The 19,476-nt window shown below is 63.4% G+C and carries 16 protein-coding genes and 1 pseudogene; 4 read left to right on the top strand and 13 right to left on the bottom strand.

Going from position 1 to position 19,476, the window contains the following annotated elements; translation table 11 throughout:
- Positions 1-545: 545 nt before the first annotated feature.
- The 4 genes from hydF to hydE all read right to left on the bottom strand — a co-directional run bounded on the left by hydF (position 546) and on the right by hydE (position 4,585).
- Positions 546-1,787: a [FeFe] hydrogenase H-cluster maturation GTPase HydF gene (gene hydF / locus FYJ44_RS11470; RefSeq protein ID WP_154512234.1), complete on the bottom strand. Its 1,242-nt coding sequence runs from the start codon at positions 1,785-1,787 to the stop codon at positions 546-548.
- A gap of 160 nt (positions 1,788-1,947) precedes the next feature.
- On the bottom strand, positions 1,948-2,322 hold the full coding sequence (locus FYJ44_RS11465) for an iron hydrogenase small subunit (RefSeq protein WP_154512232.1): 375 nt from the start codon (positions 2,320-2,322) through the stop codon (positions 1,948-1,950).
- A gap of 8 nt (positions 2,323-2,330) precedes the next feature.
- A complete protein-coding gene (locus FYJ44_RS11460) occupies positions 2,331-3,587 on the bottom strand; it encodes a [FeFe] hydrogenase, group A (RefSeq protein ID WP_154512230.1) in 1,257 nt (418 codons plus the stop codon).
- Positions 3,588-3,628: 41 nt separating this feature from the next.
- Entirely contained in the window at positions 3,629-4,585 is a 957-nt protein-coding gene (hydE, locus tag FYJ44_RS11455; protein ID WP_154512228.1) for a [FeFe] hydrogenase H-cluster radical SAM maturase HydE, read from the bottom strand.
- A gap of 36 nt (positions 4,586-4,621) precedes the next feature.
- On the opposite strand from hydE, the gene FYJ44_RS11450 reads away from it, so the two are divergent.
- Positions 4,622-4,843 carry a hypothetical protein gene (locus FYJ44_RS11450; RefSeq protein ID WP_154512226.1) on the top strand — a complete coding sequence of 74 codons (222 nt, stop codon included), beginning with the start codon at positions 4,622-4,624 and terminating at the stop codon, positions 4,841-4,843.
- A gap of 19 nt (positions 4,844-4,862) precedes the next feature.
- On the opposite strand, the pseudogene hydG reads toward FYJ44_RS11450, so the two are convergent.
- The 4 genes and pseudogenes from hydG to FYJ44_RS11425 all read right to left on the bottom strand — a co-directional run bounded on the left by hydG (position 4,863) and on the right by FYJ44_RS11425 (position 10,490).
- Positions 4,863-6,265: pseudogene (hydG, locus tag FYJ44_RS11445) on the bottom strand ([FeFe] hydrogenase H-cluster radical SAM maturase HydG).
- Between the two features lie 1,439 nt (positions 6,266-7,704).
- Positions 7,705-8,523 carry a tetratricopeptide repeat protein gene (locus tag FYJ44_RS11435; protein WP_154512224.1) on the bottom strand — a complete coding sequence of 273 codons (819 nt, stop codon included), beginning with the start codon at positions 8,521-8,523 and terminating at the stop codon, positions 7,705-7,707.
- A 2-nt stretch (positions 8,524-8,525) separates the two neighbouring features.
- The gene (nadD, locus tag FYJ44_RS11430) at positions 8,526-9,230 is read right to left on the bottom strand and encodes a nicotinate (nicotinamide) nucleotide adenylyltransferase (RefSeq protein WP_154512222.1); all 705 of its coding nucleotides are present in this window, start codon (positions 9,228-9,230) and stop codon (positions 8,526-8,528) included.
- Positions 9,231-10,490 (bottom strand): glutamate-5-semialdehyde dehydrogenase, encoded by a 1,260-nt coding sequence (locus FYJ44_RS11425; protein ID WP_154512220.1) that lies wholly within the window; start codon positions 10,488-10,490, stop codon positions 9,231-9,233.
- 154 nt (positions 10,491-10,644) lie between these two features.
- Between FYJ44_RS11425 and FYJ44_RS11420 the strand changes: the two genes are divergently transcribed.
- The 3 genes from FYJ44_RS11420 (at position 10,645) to FYJ44_RS11410 (ending at position 13,982) form a co-directional block, all read left to right on the top strand.
- The gene (locus FYJ44_RS11420) at positions 10,645-11,376 is read left to right on the top strand and encodes a tetratricopeptide repeat protein (RefSeq protein WP_154512218.1); all 732 of its coding nucleotides are present in this window, start codon (positions 10,645-10,647) and stop codon (positions 11,374-11,376) included.
- Positions 11,377-11,511: 135 nt separating this feature from the next.
- Positions 11,512-13,365 (top strand): indolepyruvate ferredoxin oxidoreductase subunit alpha, encoded by a 1,854-nt coding sequence (gene iorA, locus FYJ44_RS11415; RefSeq protein WP_154512216.1) that lies wholly within the window; start codon positions 11,512-11,514, stop codon positions 13,363-13,365.
- A gap of 11 nt (positions 13,366-13,376) precedes the next feature.
- Positions 13,377-13,982, top strand: a complete 606-nt coding sequence (locus FYJ44_RS11410; protein WP_154512214.1) for an indolepyruvate oxidoreductase subunit beta — start codon at positions 13,377-13,379, stop codon at positions 13,980-13,982.
- Between the two features lie 98 nt (positions 13,983-14,080).
- On the opposite strand, the gene FYJ44_RS11405 is transcribed toward FYJ44_RS11410, so the two are convergent.
- The 5 genes from FYJ44_RS11405 to ileS all read right to left on the bottom strand — a co-directional run bounded on the left by FYJ44_RS11405 (position 14,081) and on the right by ileS (position 19,347).
- Entirely contained in the window at positions 14,081-14,719 is a 639-nt protein-coding gene (locus FYJ44_RS11405) for a protein phosphatase CheZ (RefSeq protein ID WP_154512212.1), read from the bottom strand.
- Between the two features lie 70 nt (positions 14,720-14,789).
- Entirely contained in the window at positions 14,790-15,761 is a 972-nt protein-coding gene (ybgF, locus tag FYJ44_RS11400) for a tol-pal system protein YbgF (RefSeq protein ID WP_154512210.1), read from the bottom strand.
- A gap of 12 nt (positions 15,762-15,773) precedes the next feature.
- Complete coding sequence (locus FYJ44_RS11395) at positions 15,774-15,980, bottom strand: PLDc N-terminal domain-containing protein (protein ID WP_154512208.1); 207 nt, start codon at positions 15,978-15,980, stop codon at positions 15,774-15,776.
- On the bottom strand, positions 15,977-16,507 hold the full coding sequence (lspA, locus tag FYJ44_RS11390) for a signal peptidase II (protein WP_154512206.1): 531 nt from the start codon (positions 16,505-16,507) through the stop codon (positions 15,977-15,979). The genes FYJ44_RS11395 and lspA overlap by 4 nt, the downstream gene beginning before the upstream one ends.
- Positions 16,504-19,347 (bottom strand): isoleucine--tRNA ligase, encoded by a 2,844-nt coding sequence (gene ileS, locus FYJ44_RS11385; RefSeq protein ID WP_154512204.1) that lies wholly within the window; start codon positions 19,345-19,347, stop codon positions 16,504-16,506. Before ileS ends, lspA begins: the two co-directional genes overlap by 4 nt.
- Positions 19,348-19,476 lie beyond the last annotated feature (129 nt).

The following is a 19,476-nucleotide window of genomic DNA, read 5'->3' as shown; positions in this document are numbered from 1 at the left end:
CGGCCGGAGGTCGAGAGGAAATGATCCGGCGAATGGGCTCCGCCCCTGCCGAAATAGCGGTGGCGGGATTTAGGGTAAGCTTGCGAACCGCCAGGAAATAGATGAGCCGTTACCGTCAGTGAGGCGCTGCGAACCTTATTGACAGAAGTTCTCGGCCCAAGCATTGCCAGAGCAAGCTGACGGAATATGAAGTCGGTTGTGTCCCGGCTCTGCGCAAGGAGCGCTTGACCGGCGACGCGATTGCTTTGCGGCTGGGGCGTAGCAGTGTGTTCCGGTTCTTGCACAACTCGGCTGCTCTCGTCTTTCTTCACTGGAGGGAAAAGAACCGGTCCGACGCTACCAGAGGGAGAAGCCGAGACAAATGCTTCATCTGAACATAACACGACTTGGTAAAACAGGAAAGCGGGAACGCGGCAAGTCCGCCGTCGTCGGCCGGGTTGAGAATACCTGCATGTCTGCGTGGATGACGCTTCCAGGGCGGCATAGCCATGAAGTTTCTTTTTGCATTTTATTCCGACGGTTATTTCTCCACAGGCACGAGATATTCAGGGATGCGCGCATGCCGCCTCAAAGGCGCGCAGGGCATCGGGAAAGGGCGACAGCTCCCGGCGCAGCACCCCCTGCGCCAAGGAAATGGCCATGCCGTAATTGGTCATGGGGCAACCCGAGGCCGCGGCCGCGCGCAGGCGGGCCAGCATCTGCCCGCGCGTGATGACGCAGCCGCCGCAGTGCACCACGGCCTTGTAAGCGCCGTCATATTCCGGAAATTCCTTGCCCGCGCTCCAGGCGATCCGCAGTTCGCCTCCGGCCAGCTTTTGCAGCAGACGCGGTAGCTTGACGCGGGCGATATCGTCCTTTTGCGGATGGTGGGAGCAGGCTTCCTGAATCAGCACCGCGTCGCCGGGCGTAAGCCGGGTAAGCGCCCCGGCTCCTTGGGCCAGCGCGGTCAGATCCCCCTTGAACCGGGCCATAAGCACGGAAAAGGTTGTCATGGGGATATCGGACGGCGTGTCCCGGTCGACCTTGTGCACCACCTGGGAATCGCAGACCACCAAATCCGGCGCGTGCCTGAGACGTCCCAGCGCGTCGGGCAGCTCCTCTTCCGTCACCACCATGCAGAGTTTGCGGCCGTCCAGACTGTCGCGGATGGCCTGCACCTGCGGCAGGATAAGCCGTCCCTTGGGCGCGCCCGTATCAATGGGTACCACCAAGGCCAGCACGCCTTTGTCCGGCAGCAGGTCGCTGAGCAAAGGGGGCTGGTGCAGGGCACGCTCCGGCGCAAGGCGCTCCAGGGCCGCGCGCACTTCGGCGAGTCCGAGGCCGTCGCGGGCCGAGGCGCGGATAACGGACACGCTGGCTTCCAAAACTCCCGGCCCGTGCGCCCGTCCAGGCGCGGCCGGGTATGCATCCGCCTTGTTCTGCACCACGGCAAAAGGGATTTCCCGCTCACGCAACAGGGCGGCAATCCGGGCTTCGTGCTCTCCCCAGCTTTCGCCTTCCGTCACCAGAAGGGCCACGTCGGCCCGCTGCATGACCCGCAGGCTGCGTTCCGTCCGCAGTTCTCCCAGTTCGCCCGCGTCATCCAAACCCGCAGTGTCCAGAAAAACAACCGGTCCCAGGGGAGCCATTTCCAGCGTTTTTTCCACAGGGTCGGTGGTGGTGCCGGGCGTATCCGACACGATGGACACCTGCTGTCCGGTCAGGGCGTTGAGCAATGAGGACTTGCCCACATTGCGGCGGCCGAAAAGGGCGATGTGCAGACGCAGCCCCTTGGGCGTTTCCATCATTGAACTGCTCCTTATGGGGGGAGAGGGTGCGAAAGGGAGGGGGCCGCGCTTTGCGGCCGCCGGAAATTCAGGACGGCCGACGCGGTCGGGCAAAACCGCGTCGGCCTGGGTCTGGGAAGGGGACTGTGCGTATCAGCCCCCAGGCGGAAAGGCCGGAGGCTTATTCGTACGGATAGGTGTCGCCCGCGAATTCCTTGTGGCGAGGATTGGGGTATTCACCTGCGGCGACAAGCGCTTTAAGACCTTTCGATTTGTCAAACCACTTGGTGTGGAGCAGTTCTTCCGATTTGTGTCCCAGCGGCTTGCCGAGCCAGGAATCATACAGGGCCTTGACCTGCGCGTTGTCCTGGGAGGCCCGCTTGGGAAAAGCCGCATCGGCCTTGTAGACGGCGCTGGCGCGGTCGCGCATGTAATCCTTGATTTCCTTGACGGCCGCATAGGCCTTGTTGACCGTGCGGACGCCCAGCAGCAATCCGCCGGACAGGATACAGGCTCCTTTTAAAAATCCGCGCCGTGTGCTCATAAGTATGGACATACCGCCTCCTATGCGCTGGGGTTGGTGTCGGCAAGACGTTTTTTGAGGCCCGCGAACAGACTGGTCGCCTTGCGCTCCGCATTCTGCAGCAAGGTCGGCATGATCGGCTGGCCGCCGCCGCAGACGCAGCCGCCTGGACAGGCCATGAACTCAATAAAGTGGTACGGGGAATTCCCGGCGCGGACCTCGTCACAGATCTTGGCAAAGCGTTTGGCCCCGTGCACCACGGCCAGGCGCAACTCTATGCCCTTGATGGTCACGGTGTACTCCTTCATACCCTTGAGGCCGCGCACCTGCTTGAAATCCCATGTTTCGGGGCGCTGGCTGGTCACCGCCTGGTAGGCGAAACGCAGCGCCGCTTCCATGACGCCGCCGGACACGCCGAAGATGGTCGCGCCGCCAGTGGATTCGCCCATCAGGCTGTCGCGCTGTCCGTCGGGCAGTTTGTTGAAGTCTATGCCCGCCTGGCGGATCAGATAGGCCAGCTCGCGCGTGGTCAGCGTGGCGTCGATGTCGTGAAGGCCGCTGGCGGCCAGTTCGGGCCGCAGCCCTTCGTACTTTTTGGCGATGCAGGGCATGATGGAAACGGCATAGATCTGTTTGGGATCATACTTCAGTTTTTCCGCGCCATAGGTTTTGGCCAGAGGACCGTTCATGCCGATGGGCGACTTGCAGGAGGAAAAATGCGGCAACAGGTCGGGATAGAATGTTTCCGCGTACTTCTGCCAGCCCGGACAGCAGGAGGTGAACTGGGGCAGGTCCTTTTTCTCGCCCAGGCGCGCCACGAATTCCGAGGCCTCTTCCCAGATGGTCACGTCGGCGGCGAATTCCGTATCCCAGCAATGGGCGAAGCCCAGCGCCTTGAGGGCGGAAAGCATCTTGCCCGTGGTCACGCTGCCGGGCGCAAGGCCGAACGCCTCGCCAAGGGCATAGCGCACCGAAGGCGCGGGCATGGCTATGCATTTGACGTTTTTGTCCTTCAGTTTTTCCCGCAATTCCGGCACCCAGGTCTGCACTTCGTAAATGGCGTTTTCCGGGCAGTGGGTCAGGCACTGGCCGCAGTTGATGCACGGTTCGACATGGGCGACCTTGTGTGCCAGGCCGGTTTCTCCGACAATCGCCCCGGTGGGACAATATTCCTGACAGGTGTCGCAGCCGATGCATTTTTCCGCATCAATCTGCACGAAAAACATCTTGTCGCCATTTGCTCCCTGTGGCGGCACATTCAACTCATACTCAATATGCTCCATAGCGATACGCGGCATCCCAACCTCCTGGCGGTAACAGGTGAATCACATTCCTGACGTCAGTGCAGCGCCTTCAGGGCATGCGTACGTCCGGCTCCTTCAATGGCTGTGCGGGCGCTCTCCATGTCCACGCGGTTTTTATTGTCGTAAATGCAATACTGTTCACGGTATTCCGGCGGCGTAAAACCGGGCATCAGCACGTTGCCGCCGGCCAGCAGGCCCTCCCGCTGGCCTGAAACCGCATCCACCGTGGCCAGGGCCGTGGTGGCGGGAATATTGGCCCAAGGCAGGGCCAGACGCAGTACGGCCATGACCCGCAGGGTCATCTCGGCCGAACCGCCGGGCTGCGTCCCCAGAGGCGTGTCCGCCTGCGGAATGAACGGCCCCACGCCGCACATGGACACGTTCAGTTCCCGCGCCAGCAGAATGTCATCCGCCAGTGACTCGGGCTTCTGCCCCGGCAGGCCCACCATGAAGCCGGTGCCCACTTCATAGCCCAGTTCGCGCAACACGCGCAGATGCCCGATACGTCCCGCAAGCTCGTATCCCGGATGCAGCCGGGCATAGAGGTCAGGATCGGCGGTCTCGTGCTTCAACAAAAAACGCGCGGCCCCGGCCTCTTTCCACAGGGCGTAGGCTTCGTGGGGGTGCTCCCCCACGCTGAGCGTCACCGGCACATGCAGTTCGCGGCCGATGTCCGCCACCAGCCCGGCCAGCCAGTGTGGCTCTATGGCGTATTCGCCCGATTGCAGCACAATGGTGTCCGCGCCCAGGCTTACGGCCCGGGCCGACGCCTCCAGGATAGCGTTTCTGGAGAGCGTGTAGCGCGCAACCCTGCCGCTGGCCGCCCGCAAGCCGCAATAGCGGCAGTTGCGCCGGCAGACATTGGAGAATTCCACAAGGCCCCGCACCTGCACGTGCGAACCCTTTTCCCACGACACGGCCTGTCCGGCGCGTTCCCGTAGGACGGCGTAGGGCGTTGCGAACAAAAGCTCCAGAATGTCTTCCCGCTGCATGGGTCTTCCCGGTGGCGCGACTAGAGCATTTTAACTTTGAAATGTTCTGTCGCGGCGCACAACGCTGCGCGCCGCGAAGCGGCGTTGATTCTGGGAAAAACAACGTTTTTTCCCAGAATGTCAGCTTTGAAATGGCAACATTTCAAAGCGAATCTGCTTCTGTGTGAGGATCGCTTCGCCGAAAAACGTTGTTTTCGGCTCACTCACGCCGCCTTCGGCGGCACGCCGGACTTTCGTCCGGCGGCCAGTATCCCGTAACTTTATGCGTTACAGGATACTAGCAGTAAACGTCCCGCTGACCGGCGCGCACCTTGGAAAGAAGACTTTCCGAGACGCGACGGGTGCGTGCCTCCATGCCGTCCAGCGAGGCGGCGATGGCCCCTTCGCCCGCCAGGCGCGCGTTCTCGTCGGCGTAGTCCAGCAGGTATTCCTCAAAGGTGGAAAGCGCGTTGGGCGCGCATTTGGCCTTGATGAGACCTGGTTTGGCGAGGTCCATGAAATCCTTGCCCGTGCGCCCAGACGGTAACATCCCGTGCAGAACGACGGGATGAAACCGTGGTCGCCGAGATCCTTCACCACTTCGGCCAGACTTCTGTGATCACCGAGCTGGAACTGGGCGGCCTCGAACCGGCTGTCCTCCTTGTACCCGCCGGGGTTCGTCCGGCTGCCCGCCGAAATCTGCGATACTCCGAGTTCAAGCGTGAAGGCGCGGATGGCGGCATTTTCGCGGGTGGACATGATCAGGCCCGTGTACGGGACAGCAAGACGCAAGATAGCAACCAGTTTCAGGAAGTTTTCGTCGCTGACGGCATACGGCGGCCGGGAAGCCAGATCGGAACCGATGGCGGGTTCAATGCGCGGCACGCTGATGGTGTGGCAGCCCACGCCGAAGCGTTCTTCCAGGTGGGCGATATGCATCATCAGCGCCAGGGTTTCGTAGCGCCAGTCGTAAAGGCCGTAGAGCAGCCCCATGCCCACGTCGTCGATCCCGGCCAGCATGGCGCGGTCAAAGGATGACGCCCGCCAGTCCAGGTCACGCTTGGGACCGGACAGATGCACTTTTTCATAGGTGGGACGGTGGTAGGTTTCCTGAAAAAGCTGGAACGTTCCGATATGCCGCTCCTGGAGGCGGCGGAAATCCTCCACCGAAAGGGGAGCCAAGTTGACGTTGACCCGGCGGATGTTGCTGCCGCCCTCACGCGCTTCATAAATGGCGTCAATGGAATCCAGCACATAGTCAATGCCGCCGCCGGGATAGGCCTCGCCCGCCACCATCAGGACGCGTTTGTGCCCCTGGCGGAGAATGATTTTGGTTTCTTCGATGATTTCGTCCCGGCTCAGGGCGCGGCGGGTCACTTGCGTATTGGATTTGCGGAAGGCGCAGTACAGGCATTCGTTGGAGCAGAGGTTGGAGATGTACAGCGGGGCGAACAATACAATGCGGTTGCCGTAGATTTCTTCCTTGGCCGCCTTGGCCGTGTGATACAGCTCCGCCGTCAGTTCCGGTGAGGAAACACCCATCAGCACGGCCACGTCCGAGAGGGAAAGCCCCTTCAACTCCCCGGCCTTGGCAAGGACGTCACGCACGCGCGCCGCGTCCTCGCGGCTACAGCTTTCGAGCACCCGCTCTATCTTGTTCCCGTCCAGCCAGGTCGCCTTGGTGTCCGCGCTATTTTCCATGATGGCATCCTCATGCTGGCAGCGGTCGCCAAACCGCTGGTTATTGGTTTTCAGGGCAAGCCTCCGTCCGTAAACGCGCGGCTTGTCACTGTTTGGTAATATCTTTTTAAAAATCGTGTTACCAAGCGTCGACACCGCCCCGTGCGCTCCCAAGCGCCCGCTCCGACGCACAGTCATTTTTCCATGCCGCCGCGCTGCGCCTGAATTGTCCTTCCGCTCTTTGCCCGCGTCAGATGTATGTCGTGCGACGGCCAACTCTGTTTGAAGATACTCCGCACCCGAAATACGTCAGGCGGACAGAGAATGAACCTCGTAAAAACAGTGCGTTACGCATTCGGACCAAAAGCACGCAACGGGAATCGGTGATGTGTTACATTTTTTAAAAATGTAACACTCAAAGTCCAAAAAAAAATTTGCCCCGGAAACAATTCGCAAAAATGGGCGCGGTGCAAAAAGAAGTAGCAGGTCGTGTTATTTTTGTCAATTACGTGTCACAATTTTCTCACTTACTTCGCCGCCGCCCGTAACGGGCCGGAAAAATTACCGGCCTGTCATGGGGGGCACCAGTAGGACAGATTCGCCTTGAAATACTCTATCCCGGAGTTCTGGACTCCCGCAGCAGGGCGGCCAGATCACCCGTCATTCGTACAAGATATTCTTTTTCCCTGGCACTTCGCAGAATTACCCTAAAACCCGCCGCTATCGCGCAGGGGCGGAGCCATCCGCCGGATCATTTCTTCTCGACCTCTGGCCGTCAGCTTGGCATTCTTATGGCTATTCACCTTCTCCCTCGGTCGGTTTGCTGTTGTGTGGCAACTCCAGTTCTACCGATTTGAGGGAGGGTGAACAACCTATTGAAACATTACATCTAAATAGATCAGCAGCGGACAAAAAGGGGCAAAGCCACCTTTGCTCCGCCGGAGCGAAGCGCAGGCGGATGGCTGGTGCCGGGAGGATCCTAAAAAATGCGCTAGCCGTTGCCGCGCCAGCGGCTTGCTTGAGCCGTTCACGGCGAAGCCGTGTTACGGAACAAGACAGCATCGCTACGGATAGCGACAGTGACTTCCCTGGACACAATTTCGTGTAACTCATTGCTGTCTTCAGCCGTAGCTGGCAGTGCTGTCTTTATCCGTACGGCTCACAGGTTCGCCTACGGCTAAAGCTCCTGCGTCGCAACGGCTGAAGCAAGATTTTTCGGCGCGGGCAAGGAAAATGGCGCTTTTTGCGCGGAAACCGCCCGGAAGGCGGCCCAAAGGGCCGTGCCCGTTGGCGAGCGTAGTGAGCTTACGGGCATCGAGAGCAGAGATGTACTCAAGTACGTGAGCAGCAAAAAAGCGCCAGATGACGCCGCCAGCGCCGGAAAGGCTGGTTTTGACGGATAATCACGACAAATAACAGACTGGCAAAATTGAAATTAGATGCGTCTGCCCTGGGGGCGGCTATTTTTTATCCAGCACAGCCATGACCTCCAGAGCGTCGGTCTGCTGCGGATCGGCCTGCAGGGCGCGCAGGGCCATATCCTCGGCCTGGCCGCGCTGGCGCCATTCCAGATACATTTTGGCCATTTTGCCGAAAGTGGAAGGGTGCCCGCCGAAGGTGCGCAGAATGGCCTTGTAGACGTTTTCGGCCTTTTCAAATTCCCGCAGTTTCAGCCACGCCGTCACCGCCCCGGTATAGGCCGCCGCCTCGCGGGGCTGGGAAAGCATGGCTTCCTCATACATTTCGGCGGCTTCCGCGTATTGTCCGGCGGCGGCGAAGATCTGGCCCAACTGGATGCGGATGCCTTCCTCGTCGCTGAATTCATCGGCCACGCGTTTCAGAAAGGCGCGGCCCTTGGCGGCCTGCCCTTCGCGCATCAATTGCACGCCGGTCTGGATCAGCGTTTTTTTGCGTTCCAGGCGCGCCTCGGCCTCCCGTCGGATGGACTCTTCCGCCTCGTCCCGCAGAATTTTGGCCAGACCGTCCAGCACGGTGGCCAGGGCGTTTTCCTTGCCCTGCTGATAGGGAATGGCGCGCGGTTTGCCGCTGTGGCCCGGATCGAGCAGGGGCTGCATGCTTTGGTGGTGGACCAGGGAACTCAGAAATTCGTTGATCTGGATGTCCAGGCCCGCCCTGGCCGCGCGCAGCAGCCGCAGGCCCGCGTATTGGCGCAGGGCCGCGCTCATGCAGGTCAGGGCGCGCTCCACCTCGCCGCGGCGCAGATAACCGATGGCGCGGGCGATGTTTTCACGCAATTCCTTGGGCGCGGTGGCAAGCATGCTTACTGCGCCTCCCGCCAGTGCGCCGCAATGGCCTGCCGGTGCGTCCGCAGCAGATTCAGGGCGGCTTCGGGCACCAGATAGTCCACACTGCGCCCGGCCAGCCAGAGTTCGCGGATGCGCGAGGCGCTCACGGCCAGCCAGGGCAGCGGCAGAAAATACGCCAGCCCGCCCCCGGGCAGGGCCATGCAGACGCCGCCGGGCAGGGCGGACGGGTGCTCGCTGGCCGTGGGCCAGAGGGCGCGGGTCATGTCCATGAACTCATCAGGGGTGAGGTCGCCGCGCGGGACCACCACGAAATGGCAGAGCCGGGGCAGTTCCAGGCCACGCTGCCACGTGGGCAGCAGGGCGAAATCCGGGCTGCCCAGCAGAAAATAAAAATCCGTGCCCGGTTCCGCCGCGTGGTAGGCCCGCAGCGTATCCCAGGTGTAGGAGGGGCCGTCCCGCAGGGCTTCCAGACGGTTGCAGCGCAGTTGGGGCAGAGGAGCAAGGGCCGCTTCCAACATGGCGGCGCGCAGTTCAAACGGCAGCAGGTTGCCGGTTTTTTTGTGCGGCGGCTGGGCGCAGGGCACCAGATCCACACCCTGCACCAGATGGCCCAGCGCTTCGCGCGCTTCCACGGCCAGACGCAGATGTCCCACGTGCGGCGGGTTGAAACTGCCGCCCAGAATGGCCCGGCCCGGCCGCTGTCCGTTGCTCGCCGTCATTTATTGCCGCACCTGTCCCTGCCCCAGAACCACGAACTTGGTGGTGGTCAGCTCCTGTACGCCCATGGGGCCGTATGCGTGCAGCTTGGAGGTGGAAATGCCGATTTCCGCGCCCAGGCCCAGCTGTCCGCCGTCATTGAAGCGGCTGGAGGCGTTGACCGCCACCATGGAGGCGTCGGCCTCACGCAGAAAGCGCATGGCGCGGCCGTAGTCGCGGGTGCAGATGATTTCGGTGTGGTTGGAGCCGTAGCGGGCGATGTGGTCCAGGGCCGCGTCCAGATCGTCCACCACGCGCACGGCCAGGACCAGGGCGTGGAATTCCTGCCCGAGATCTTCGGGCCGCTGGGGCACGGCGTTGGGACCGAGCAGGGGCAGGGAAGCCGGACAGGCGCGGAATTCCACCCCGGCCTCGCCCAGTTTCGCGGCCGCCAGCGGCAGAAAGCGCGCCGCCGCGTCCCGGTGCACCAGCAGGCATTCCAGGGCGTTGCACACGCCGGGCCGCTGGACCTTGGCGTTGAAGACGATGTCCAGGGCCTGATCCAGATCCGCGTCCGCGTCGATGAAGGCGTGGCAGACGCCTTTGAAGTGCTTGAGCACCGGCATGGTGGCCGCTTCGGTGACGGCGCGCACCAGGCCCTCGCCGCCGCGCGGGATGATCACGTCAATATACTGGTCCAGCTTGCACAGCGCGGTCACCGCCGCGTGGTCCGTAATCCCCACCAGTTGCGCGGCCTGTGGGGGCAGGCCCGCGTCGGCCAGGGCCTCTTGCAGCAGACCGGCCAGGGCCGTGTTGGAATGCAGGGCCTCGCTGCCGCCGCGCAGAATCACCGCGTTGCCCGCCTTGATGCAGAGGATGGCCGCGTCAATGGTCACATTGGGCCTGGCCTCGTAAATCATGGCGATGACCCCGAGCGGAACGCGCATACGGCCCACCAGCAGGCCGTTGGGCCGCTGCCACTGGCTCTCCGTGGCGCCCACGGGATCGGGCAGCCGGGCCACGTGCAGGCAGGCGGCGCGCATTTCGGCCATGACGGCCGGGGTCAGGGTCAGGCGGTCCAGGCGCGGGGCGTCCAGCCCGGCGGCGCGGGCCGCATCCAGATCCTTGCGGTTGGCGGCCAGAACGTCCTCTTCACGCGCGGCCAGCAGATCGGCCAGCCCGGTCAGGGCTCGCGTCTTGGCCTCGGCGGTGGTCCGGCTCATGGCCCGCGCCGCGTCACGGGCCCGCGCCGCCAGGCGTTCCATTTCTTCCGCTGGGGTCATGGCTGCTCCTTTGCGCCGCCGCGAGCGGCGGGGATATTTATTTTGACAGGGGGACGGGCTTTGGCCTATGTAAATAATCCCGTCAGGAACAGCCGGCCCGCGCCGCGGGCTTCCGGCTTTGGGCAGTTCTGTCTCCCTAAGGAGTTTTTGATACATGAATCCGCAAAAGAATCAAGGCGAGGAAGCTTCCCCCCTGTTCCGTGACCTGCAGGCCGAAGTCGCTTCCGAAAGTGCTCCGCTTCTTCAGTTCATGCTGCGTCATGCGGGCCTTATCGCCGGCGTGGTGATCATTTTTCTGCTGGTCCTGGCCGGTACGGGCCTCTGGCACTGGTACAGCGGCGGCAAGAATGACGAGGCCCGGCAGGAACTGGCGCGCATCGGCCTGACCATGCAGGGGCCGGAGCGCGTCAAGGCGCTGGCCGCGCTGGCCGACAAGGCGCCGTCCGACGTGCGTCTTTCCGTGTTGCTGGCCCTGGCCCAAAGCGCCCTGCAGAGCGGAGACGACGCTGCCGCCGCCGACGCTTACGCCAAAGTCGCCAAACTGGACGCCGACGGCGCGCTGGGCCTGACCGCCGCCTTGGGCGAGGCCGGAAGTCTGCTCAAGGCGGGCAAAAACGCCGAGGCCCTGACTCTCTTGCAGGGCCTGGAGCCGCGCCTGCCGGTTGAGAACCGTTCCGTCCAGTTCCGCCAGATGCTGGCCGAAGCCGCCGTCAAGGCGGGGCAGAAGGATCTGGCGGCCAGGACCTATCAGGCGCTGGCGCAGGAAGTGAAAGGCCTTGACGGAGACTATTACCGTGTCCGGGCCGAGGCGCTGGCTCCCGCCGGGGGCGCGCAGGACAACGCGGCGTCCGGAAAACCGGCGCAGGATACGGCGGCGCAAAAGTAGCACAACGTAACGCTGCGGCGCAAAACGCCGCAGCGTTTTGTCAGGCCGGACGTGTCCGGCGTTTGCCGGACCGGACGCCCGGCTTGGTTTTATTCATATGCGGCCCGCGCGGTGCGCGCCGGGTCTGGAGGAAGTATGAGCAACGATCCGCTGTTGCGCGGCGCCCGCGGGGAGCGCCACCTGTTATTGGGTAATGAAGCCATCGTGCGCGGCGCTCTGGAAGCGGGCGTGCATATGGTTTCCTGTTATCCGGGCACGCCGTCCTCGGAAGTGGCTGATACCTTCCTCCGCCTGGGCGGGGAGGGCCGCTACCGGCTGGAATACTCCATCAACGAGAAGGTGGCCATGGAAGTGGCCGCCGGCGGGGCTCTGGGCGGGGCCATGAGCCTGGTTGCCATGAAGCATGTGGGGCTCAACGTGGCCGCCGACCCCCTGTTCACCTCGGTGTACATCGGTCTGCCCGGCGGTCTGGTGGTGCTCACCGCCGACGACCCCGGCTGCCATTCCAGCCAGAACGAGCAGGACAACCGCCATTACGCCCGTTTCGCTTCCCTGCCCTGTTTCGAGCCCGTTTCGGCGCAGGAAGCCAAGGAAATGACCCGCGAAGCCTTCCGTCTGGCCCGCGAGCTGCAGCAGCCGGTCATGCTGCGCACCACCACCCGCGTGAGCCACATGCGCGGCCCGGTGGATTTTGACGATCTGCCCGCGCCCCAGCCCAAGGTGGAGTTCAAGCGCGACCCCGGCCGTTTCGTGCCGGTGCCCGCCGTGGCCCTCCGCCGTCATGCGGCTCTGGACGCCAATATGGAAAAGGCCCGCCAGATCGCCGAGGGCAGCCGCTTCAACGTGGAGCGCGAGCCCTCCGGCGGCCAGACCCGTCTGGGCGTCATCGCCAGCGGCGTGGCCCGCAACTATCTGGCCGACGCCCTGGCCAGCGGCGGCTGGGAAGACCGTGTGCGCGTGCTGGAGCTGGGCATGACCTGGCCGCTGCCCAACGACCTGATCGGCGCGTTTCTTCAGAAATGCGACCGCGTGCTGGTGCTGGAGGAAGGCGCGGATCTGCTGGAGCAGAGCGTGCGCGCCCTGGCCCAGCTACGCGGCCTGAACGTGCGCATTGAGGGCAAGGACGAAACGCTCAGCGGCCGGGGCGAATACTCCACCACCCTGGTGCTGCGCCGCCTGGCCGCCTGGCTGGATTGTCCCTGCCCGGCCAAGTCCGCGCGGCCCGTGGAAACGGATCTGCCGGGCCGCCCGCCGAACCTTTGCCCCGGCTGTTCGCACCGTGCCGTATACTACGCCGTGCGTCAGGTCTTCGGGGACGACGCCGTCTATTCCAGCGACATCGGCTGCTACACTCTGGGCCTGCTGCCGCCCCTGCGCACCGCGGACTTCCTGGTCTGCATGGGCTCGTCCGTTTCGGCGGGCAGCGGTTTCGCGCGGGCTTCGGGCAAGCCGGTGGTGGGCTTTATCGGCGACTCCACCTTTTTCCATTCCGGCATGACCGGCCTGGCCAACGCGGTCTTCAACCACCACGACCTGCTCCTTGTGATCCTGGACAACGGCACCACGGCCATGACCGGCCATCAGCCCAATCCCGGCATGCTGCAGGAAATGCTGGGCGACATGAGCGCGCACATGGATATGGAAGCCGTGGTGCGCGGCCTGGGCGTGACCGAGTGCGCCAAGGTGCGGGCCTTCAACCTTAAGGCCGTGACCAAGGCCCTGGAAGAAATGAAAGGCAAACCCGGCGTGCGGGTGCTCATCGCCGAGGAGCCGTGCGTGCTCTACGCCCGCCGCCGCCTCAAAAAAGCCCAGCCGCAGGTGGCCGAAGTGGCGCAGCAGGGCGCGGAAGCCCTGCGCTGTCTGGAACAGCTGGCCTGTCCGGCCTTTTACCGCCAGGGCGATAACCTGGCCGTGGATGAAACCCTGTGTTCCGGCTGCATGGTCTGCCTGCAGATCGCTCCCACGGCCTTTAAAGCCAAAAAGCGCTGAGTGGTGAAAGTATGAAAGCACACGACAAACAAAAACGGATGCGGATTTATTTCACCGGCGTGGGCGGACAGGGAACCCTGACCGCCACCACCCTGCTGGCGCGTACGGCCCTTCAGGCCGGTCTGGACGTGGTGGCCGGAGAAGTGCACGGCATGGCCCAGCGCGGCGGCGTGGTGGAATCCGTGCTGCTGCTGGGCGGCTGGCGCTCGCCCAAGCTTGATTTCGGCGAAGCCGACCTGCTGCTGGGCTTCGAGCCTCTGGAAACCCTGCGCGGCCTGTCCTATCTGCGGCCCGGCGGCGCGGTTTTTTCCAGCAGCGATCCCCTGCCGCCGGTGAGCGTCTCTCTGGGGCAGGCCAGTTATCCGGATATGGCCCATATCAAGGAACAGACCCGGCTGGTGGCCGGGCAGTGCCGCTTCATCCCCTGCCGCGAGCTGGGGCTTCAGGCCGGTTCGGCCCAGAGCGGCAATACCGTGCTGCTGAGCGCGGTCTGCGCCTCGGGCGTATTGCCTTTCGGCGTGGACGCCCTGGAAGCGGCCATCAAAAAATATCTGCCCGCCAAGTTGCAGGAATCCAATCTCAAGGCCTTGGAACTGGGCAAGAAGGTAGTGGCGTAACACCGGCGACTTCATAACGGTCAATTCCGAAAACAGACAGCCCGCCGTGGGAAAACCTACGGCGGGCTGTTTGCGTTCTGTGCCGGAACCGGAGCTGATCACATGCCCAGTTGGGCCAGCATGTCGTCAATGGCGCCCTGGGAGACGCCATCCTTGCCCGGTCCCTTGAGTTCGGAGGAAACCTTGCGGTTCTGGCGGAAATCCTCCACGGCCTTGCGCGCTTCGTCCTGAAGGGCCTGCGCGTCCTTGGCCGGGTCTTTTTCCGCGCCCTCCATGATCAGGCCCGAGGAGACATAGAGTTCCACCACGCTGCTTTCGATTTTGTTCAGGGCCGCGACCACCCGTTTGATCCGCTGGCCTGTGATGTCCTGAAAGCTCAGGGTGGTCAGCAGGCTGGTGAGATCGTCGCCCAACTGGTTGTTGATTTCGGACAGGCGGAGCTTCTGGCTTTCCGTGGCCGCGCCTTCACGCACGGCGGCCAGCAGTTCCGCGCTTTCGGCCTGGAGATCCAGGTGTTTTTCCACTATTTCCATGATGCTCATGGTGGCCGTTTCCGTGGCCTTGAGCACTTCGCCCAACTGATCCGAGGCCTCGTGGAACAGGGCGTCCGTGTCGGGCACGGGCGTGACCTGATCGCTGGAGGCCGTGGAAATCTGCTGATAAATATCCTTCAGCCCCTGACGCATCTCCGTGCTCAGTTGCTTGTATACGGCCGGCTCGTCGTGCTGCTCCGCCATCCCGTTCCCCTTTTCCGGTTTTGATGCCCTGACATTGTTCTGCTGCCACATTGCACAGGTGAAATCGTCCTCACTTGTTGGTCTTCAGAAAGCTCTTGGCCCGCGCGGCTTCCGGCGAGTTGGGGAACTTTTTGATCAGTTCCTGCATCCGGGCTTTGGCCGCAGCGCCCTGATTCAGCTTGCTGAAGCTGATGCCCTGCTTCAGATACGCACCGGGCGCGCGCGAGGACTTGGGATATTTTTTGATCACCGTGTCGTAGGCCAGGGCCGCATCCGCAAACTGGTTGCGCTGGAAGTAGCATTCCGCCAGATAGTACTGGGCTTCCGGGGCCAGGTTGTGGTCCTTGTAGTTTTTCAGAAAGTCCGTGAAGGAGCGCTGGGCCTCCTCATACTTGCGGGCGTTGTAGGCATTGACGCCGGCGTCGAAGAGCGCCAGGGAAATGTCTTTTTGCGGGGCCTGCACCACGGGCTGCGGCGAAGGCTGGCCCCAGGTGCTGGCGGCGGGAGCCTGGGCCGGCTGGGTCTGCCCGGCCGCGCCGTTCTGATAGGGCTGGGTGCCTTCGGGCACGGCGGCCGCGTAGCCGGGGCTGCCCGCGGGCATGCCGCCCTGGGCGGGCTGGCCGTAGCCGGCGTCCCCGGACATGCCGGACATGGGAACAGCCTGGGGCGCGGCCATGGGAGCCGAGGCCGGTGCGGCGGGCAGCGGGTCGCCCAGATTGAGATTCAGGGCCATGCTGGTTTCCACCTGGCGCAAGGCCGCGTCATGCCTGTTGACGCGTTCCACCAGGGCGCGCGCGCCGCCCACGTTCTGCAGATCGTCCATCTGGCCCTTGAGGATGTTCAGCTCCTGCCGCATGGCCTGAAGCTGATTCCAGGCGTCGGCCTGGGCGGGCTGCAATTGTTTGAGCTGCATGTCGTGCTGCTGCACCTGCTGCTCCAGGTTCAGGGTGCCGCTGCCGCCGGAGCCGCTCTGCACGCAGGCGCCCAGCAGCAGAACGGCGCAAGCCAGGAGCGGAAGATGGGAAGAACGGAATTTGTTCATACGAGCCTCGTTTCAGCGTTGAATTTTTCCCCGGGCCTTGGTGCGGCCCGTAAAGATATAAATGATGCCACCCAGTACCGGCAGAAAGACCACCAGCACCAGCCAGAGCGCCCGTTGCTGGGGCGTTTCGAATTCATGATCCCAGATGTGCCAGATGCTCCAGAAGCTGGGAAGCATGGGAATCAATGCCGCCAACGGATGCCACCAGGCAAAGGTCATGCCTTTTCTCCCTTGCCGGACGTTCCGCGCCGGGGCGCGCCGCCCCGCGCGTCTTCCGGCGGTTTGCGCCAGATCACCAGGCAGGCCAGAAAAGCGCCGATGCAGATGGCCGTATCCGCCACGTTGAAGGCGGGCCAGTGCCAGTCGCCCCAGTAAAAATCCAGAAAATCCACCACGGCCCGGAAGCGCAGGCGGTCCATCAGATTGCCCAGAGCGCCGCCCAGCACCAGCCCCAGACCGGCGAACAGCCAGGGCTCATGGCGCGAGCCGCGCACCAGGACAATGATGGCCCAGGCGGCCACGGCTGTGGCCGCCAGAAAGAGCCAGAACTGCCATTCGATGTCCGAGCGGTTCAGAAAGCCGAAGGCCGCCCCCCGGTTGCGGATGTTGATCAGGTCGAAAAAACCGGGGATCACCACCACAGGCCGGTGCTCGGGAATGGCGGACATGACCCACCATTTGCTGAGCTGGTCCAGCACAAAGGCCAGCGCGGCCATGCCGCCCAGAATCCGGTAACGCCGTCTCATTCGGCTGCGCGTCCTTTGGCGTCCTCAAGGGGCAGGTTCTTGAGCACCGCCGCGCAGCGCGGGCAGAGCGTGGGATGGGCCGGGTCCGCGCCCAGCTCCGTGCTGTAGATCCAGCAGCGTTCGCATTTCTCGCCGCGGGCCTTTTCCACGCTGATGGCCAGGCCGGAAACCTCGCTGTCGCTGTAGGCGTCCTGCGGGGCGTCGGCCAGGGGGGCCAGTTCCAATTGCGAGACGATGCAGACCGCGCGCAGGTCGGTGCGCAGACTTTCCAGGCGCTCGCGCAGTTCGTCGGCCAGGTGGAGCGTGACCCGCGTATCCAGGGAATGGCCCACCACGCCGTCCCGGCGCAGGGGTTCAATGGCTCTGGTCACCGCGCCGCGCACGGCCAGCAGCACGTTCCAGTCGTCGCGCCGGCCGTCGGGCAGCAGAAATTCCTCGCCGGACACGGCCTGCAGGGCGAAGACTGTGGGCTCCGGGCCGCGCAGGTCCGCGGGCAGATGACCGAAGATTTCCTCGGCCGTAAAGGAGAGCACCGGGGCCATGTCGCGCAGCAGCAGACACAGAATGTGCCAGAGGGCCGTCTGGGCCGAGCGGCGTTCCGGGCTGTCCGGGCCGGAAGCGTAAAGGCGGTCCTTGAGAATGTCCAGATAGACCGAGGAAAGGTCCGTGACGCAGTAATTGTGCAGGCTGTGGTAGACCTTGTGGAATTCGAAGTCCGTGTAGGCCTGCTGCACGCGCTCGTGCACGCGCGCGGCCACGTCCAGGGCGAAGCGGTCCAGGGGCAGCAACTGTTCCGTGGGCAGCAGGTCGGCCCTGGTCAGGCCGTCGATATTGCCCAGAATAAAGCGGCAGGTGTTGCGGATGCGGCGGTAGGCGTCCACCAGGCGGCTGAGGATCTGGTCCGAAATGCGGATGTCCTCGCGGTATTCCACGGAGGAAACCCAGAGGCGCACGATTTCGGCCCCGAATTTGTCGATCAGTTCCTGCGGGGCGATGACGTTGCCGATGGATTTGGACATCTTGCGGCCTTCGCCGTCCACCACGTAGCCGTGGGTCAGCACCGAGCGGTAGGGAGGCCGCCCGCGCGTGCCCTCGGACACCAGCAGGGAACTGTGGAACCAGCCGCGATGCTGGTCCGAGCCTTCCAGATAAAGGTCCGCCGGGTAGGAGAGTTCGGGCCGCGCTTCCAGCACCGCCGCGAAACTGGTGCCGGAGTCGAACCAGACGTCCAGAATGTCGCTTTCCTTTTTCCAGTGGTTGCCGCCGCAGTGCGGGCACTTCAGGCCGTCGGGCACGATCTCGTCCAGATCCGCCTCATACCAGTAGTCGCAACCCGTGGGATGCTTGGCGAAGCGGTCGCAGATCTCGCGCATCCAGACGGGATCGTTCCAGGCCTCGCCGCAGTCTTCGCAGCGCAGGGCCAGGATGGGCACGCCCCACTGGCGCTGGCGCGAAATGCACCAGTCCGGCCGGGATTCGATCATGTTGTAAATGCGGTCCCGGCCCCAGGCCGGAATCCACTCCACGTCCTTGTCGATGCTTTCCAGGGCCCGCGCGCGCAGGTCGTTTTTCTCCATGCTGATGAACCACTGGGTGGTGGCCCGGAAGATCACCGGATTTTTGCAGCGCCAGCAGTGCGGATAGGAGTGCCGGATCTTGCCTTCCTGAAGCAGCGCGCCCTTTTCCTTGAGCTTTTCAATGACCCTGGGATTGGCTTCCGTGACCGTGAGCCCGGCGAAGAACTCCACTGTGGGCAGAAAGCGGCCCGCGTCGTCCAGGGGCGAGTAGATGTCCAGGCCGTACTTGAGGCCCACTTCGTAGTCCTCGCGGCCGTGTCCCGGCGCGGTGTGCACACAGCCGGTGCCCGTGTCCAGGGTCACATGCAGGCCCAGGGTCAGGGGCGACTGACGGTCATAGAAGGGGTGGCGGGCCGTCAGGCCTTCAAGCTGCGCGCCCGTGGCCCGGCCCAGAATTTTGGGCTCGTTCCAGCCGAACAGGGCGGCGCAGGGCGCGAGGCGCTCCTCGGCCAGCAGGTATTGCGCGCCGTCGGCTTCCACCAGCAGATACGTGAATTCCGGGTGCAGGCAGACGGCCATATTGTCCGGCAGGGTCCAGGGCGTGGTGGTCCAGATGGCCACGTAGGCGCGGGAAGGATCGGCCTGCGGGAAAATTTTGCTCAGGCCCGCGTCGGGCAGGGGAAAGCGCACGTAAATGGAGGGCGAGGTATGGTCGTAATATTCCACCTCGGCCTCGGCCAGAGCCGTGTGGCAGGAACAGCACCAGTAAATGGGCTTTTTGGCGCGGATGACGTTGCCTTTTTCCACAAAGTCGGCCAGCTCGCGCGCCGTGGTGGCCTCATAGGCGGGCTTCATGCTCATATAGGGATCGTCCCAGTCGCCGAGCACGCCCAGGCGCTTGAATTCCTTGCGCTGGACGTCGATCCACTTGGCCGCATAGTCGCGGCAGAGCTTGCGCACCACATGGGCGGGCAGTTCTTTTTTCTTTTCCTTGAGTTCCTGCTCCACCTTGTGCTCAATGGGCAGGCCGTGGCAGTCCCAGCCGGGCACATAGCGCGCGGCAAAGCCCTGCATGTTGCGCGATTTGACCACAATATCCTTGAGAATCTTGTTCAGCGCCGTGCCCATGTGAATATGCCCGTTGGCGTAGGGCGGGCCGTCGTGCAGCACATAGGAGCCCCGGCTGCCCGAGGCGTCGACCATGGCTTCGCGGGCGTGGATCTGATCCCATTTCTTGAGCGTTTCCGGCTCGCGCTGGGCCAGATTGGCCTTCATGGGAAAGGCGGTTTGCGGAAGATTCAGGGTTTTCTTGTAGTCACTCATGCTGGCTCCCAGCGGCTGTGTGCGGCCCGTGGGCCGGAAGTGGTGCGGGCGAAAAAATCGATCCAGTGTGGGCAAAGAACGGTGTAAAGTCAAGAAGGCCGCAGCTGTGCGGCCTTCCTGAAGACATAT

The organism is Desulfovibrio porci (assembly GCF_009696265.1).
Classification (GTDB): Bacteria; Desulfobacterota; Desulfovibrionia; order Desulfovibrionales; family Desulfovibrionaceae; genus Desulfovibrio; species Desulfovibrio porci.
This window is presented reverse-complemented; position numbering and strand designations above follow the sequence as displayed.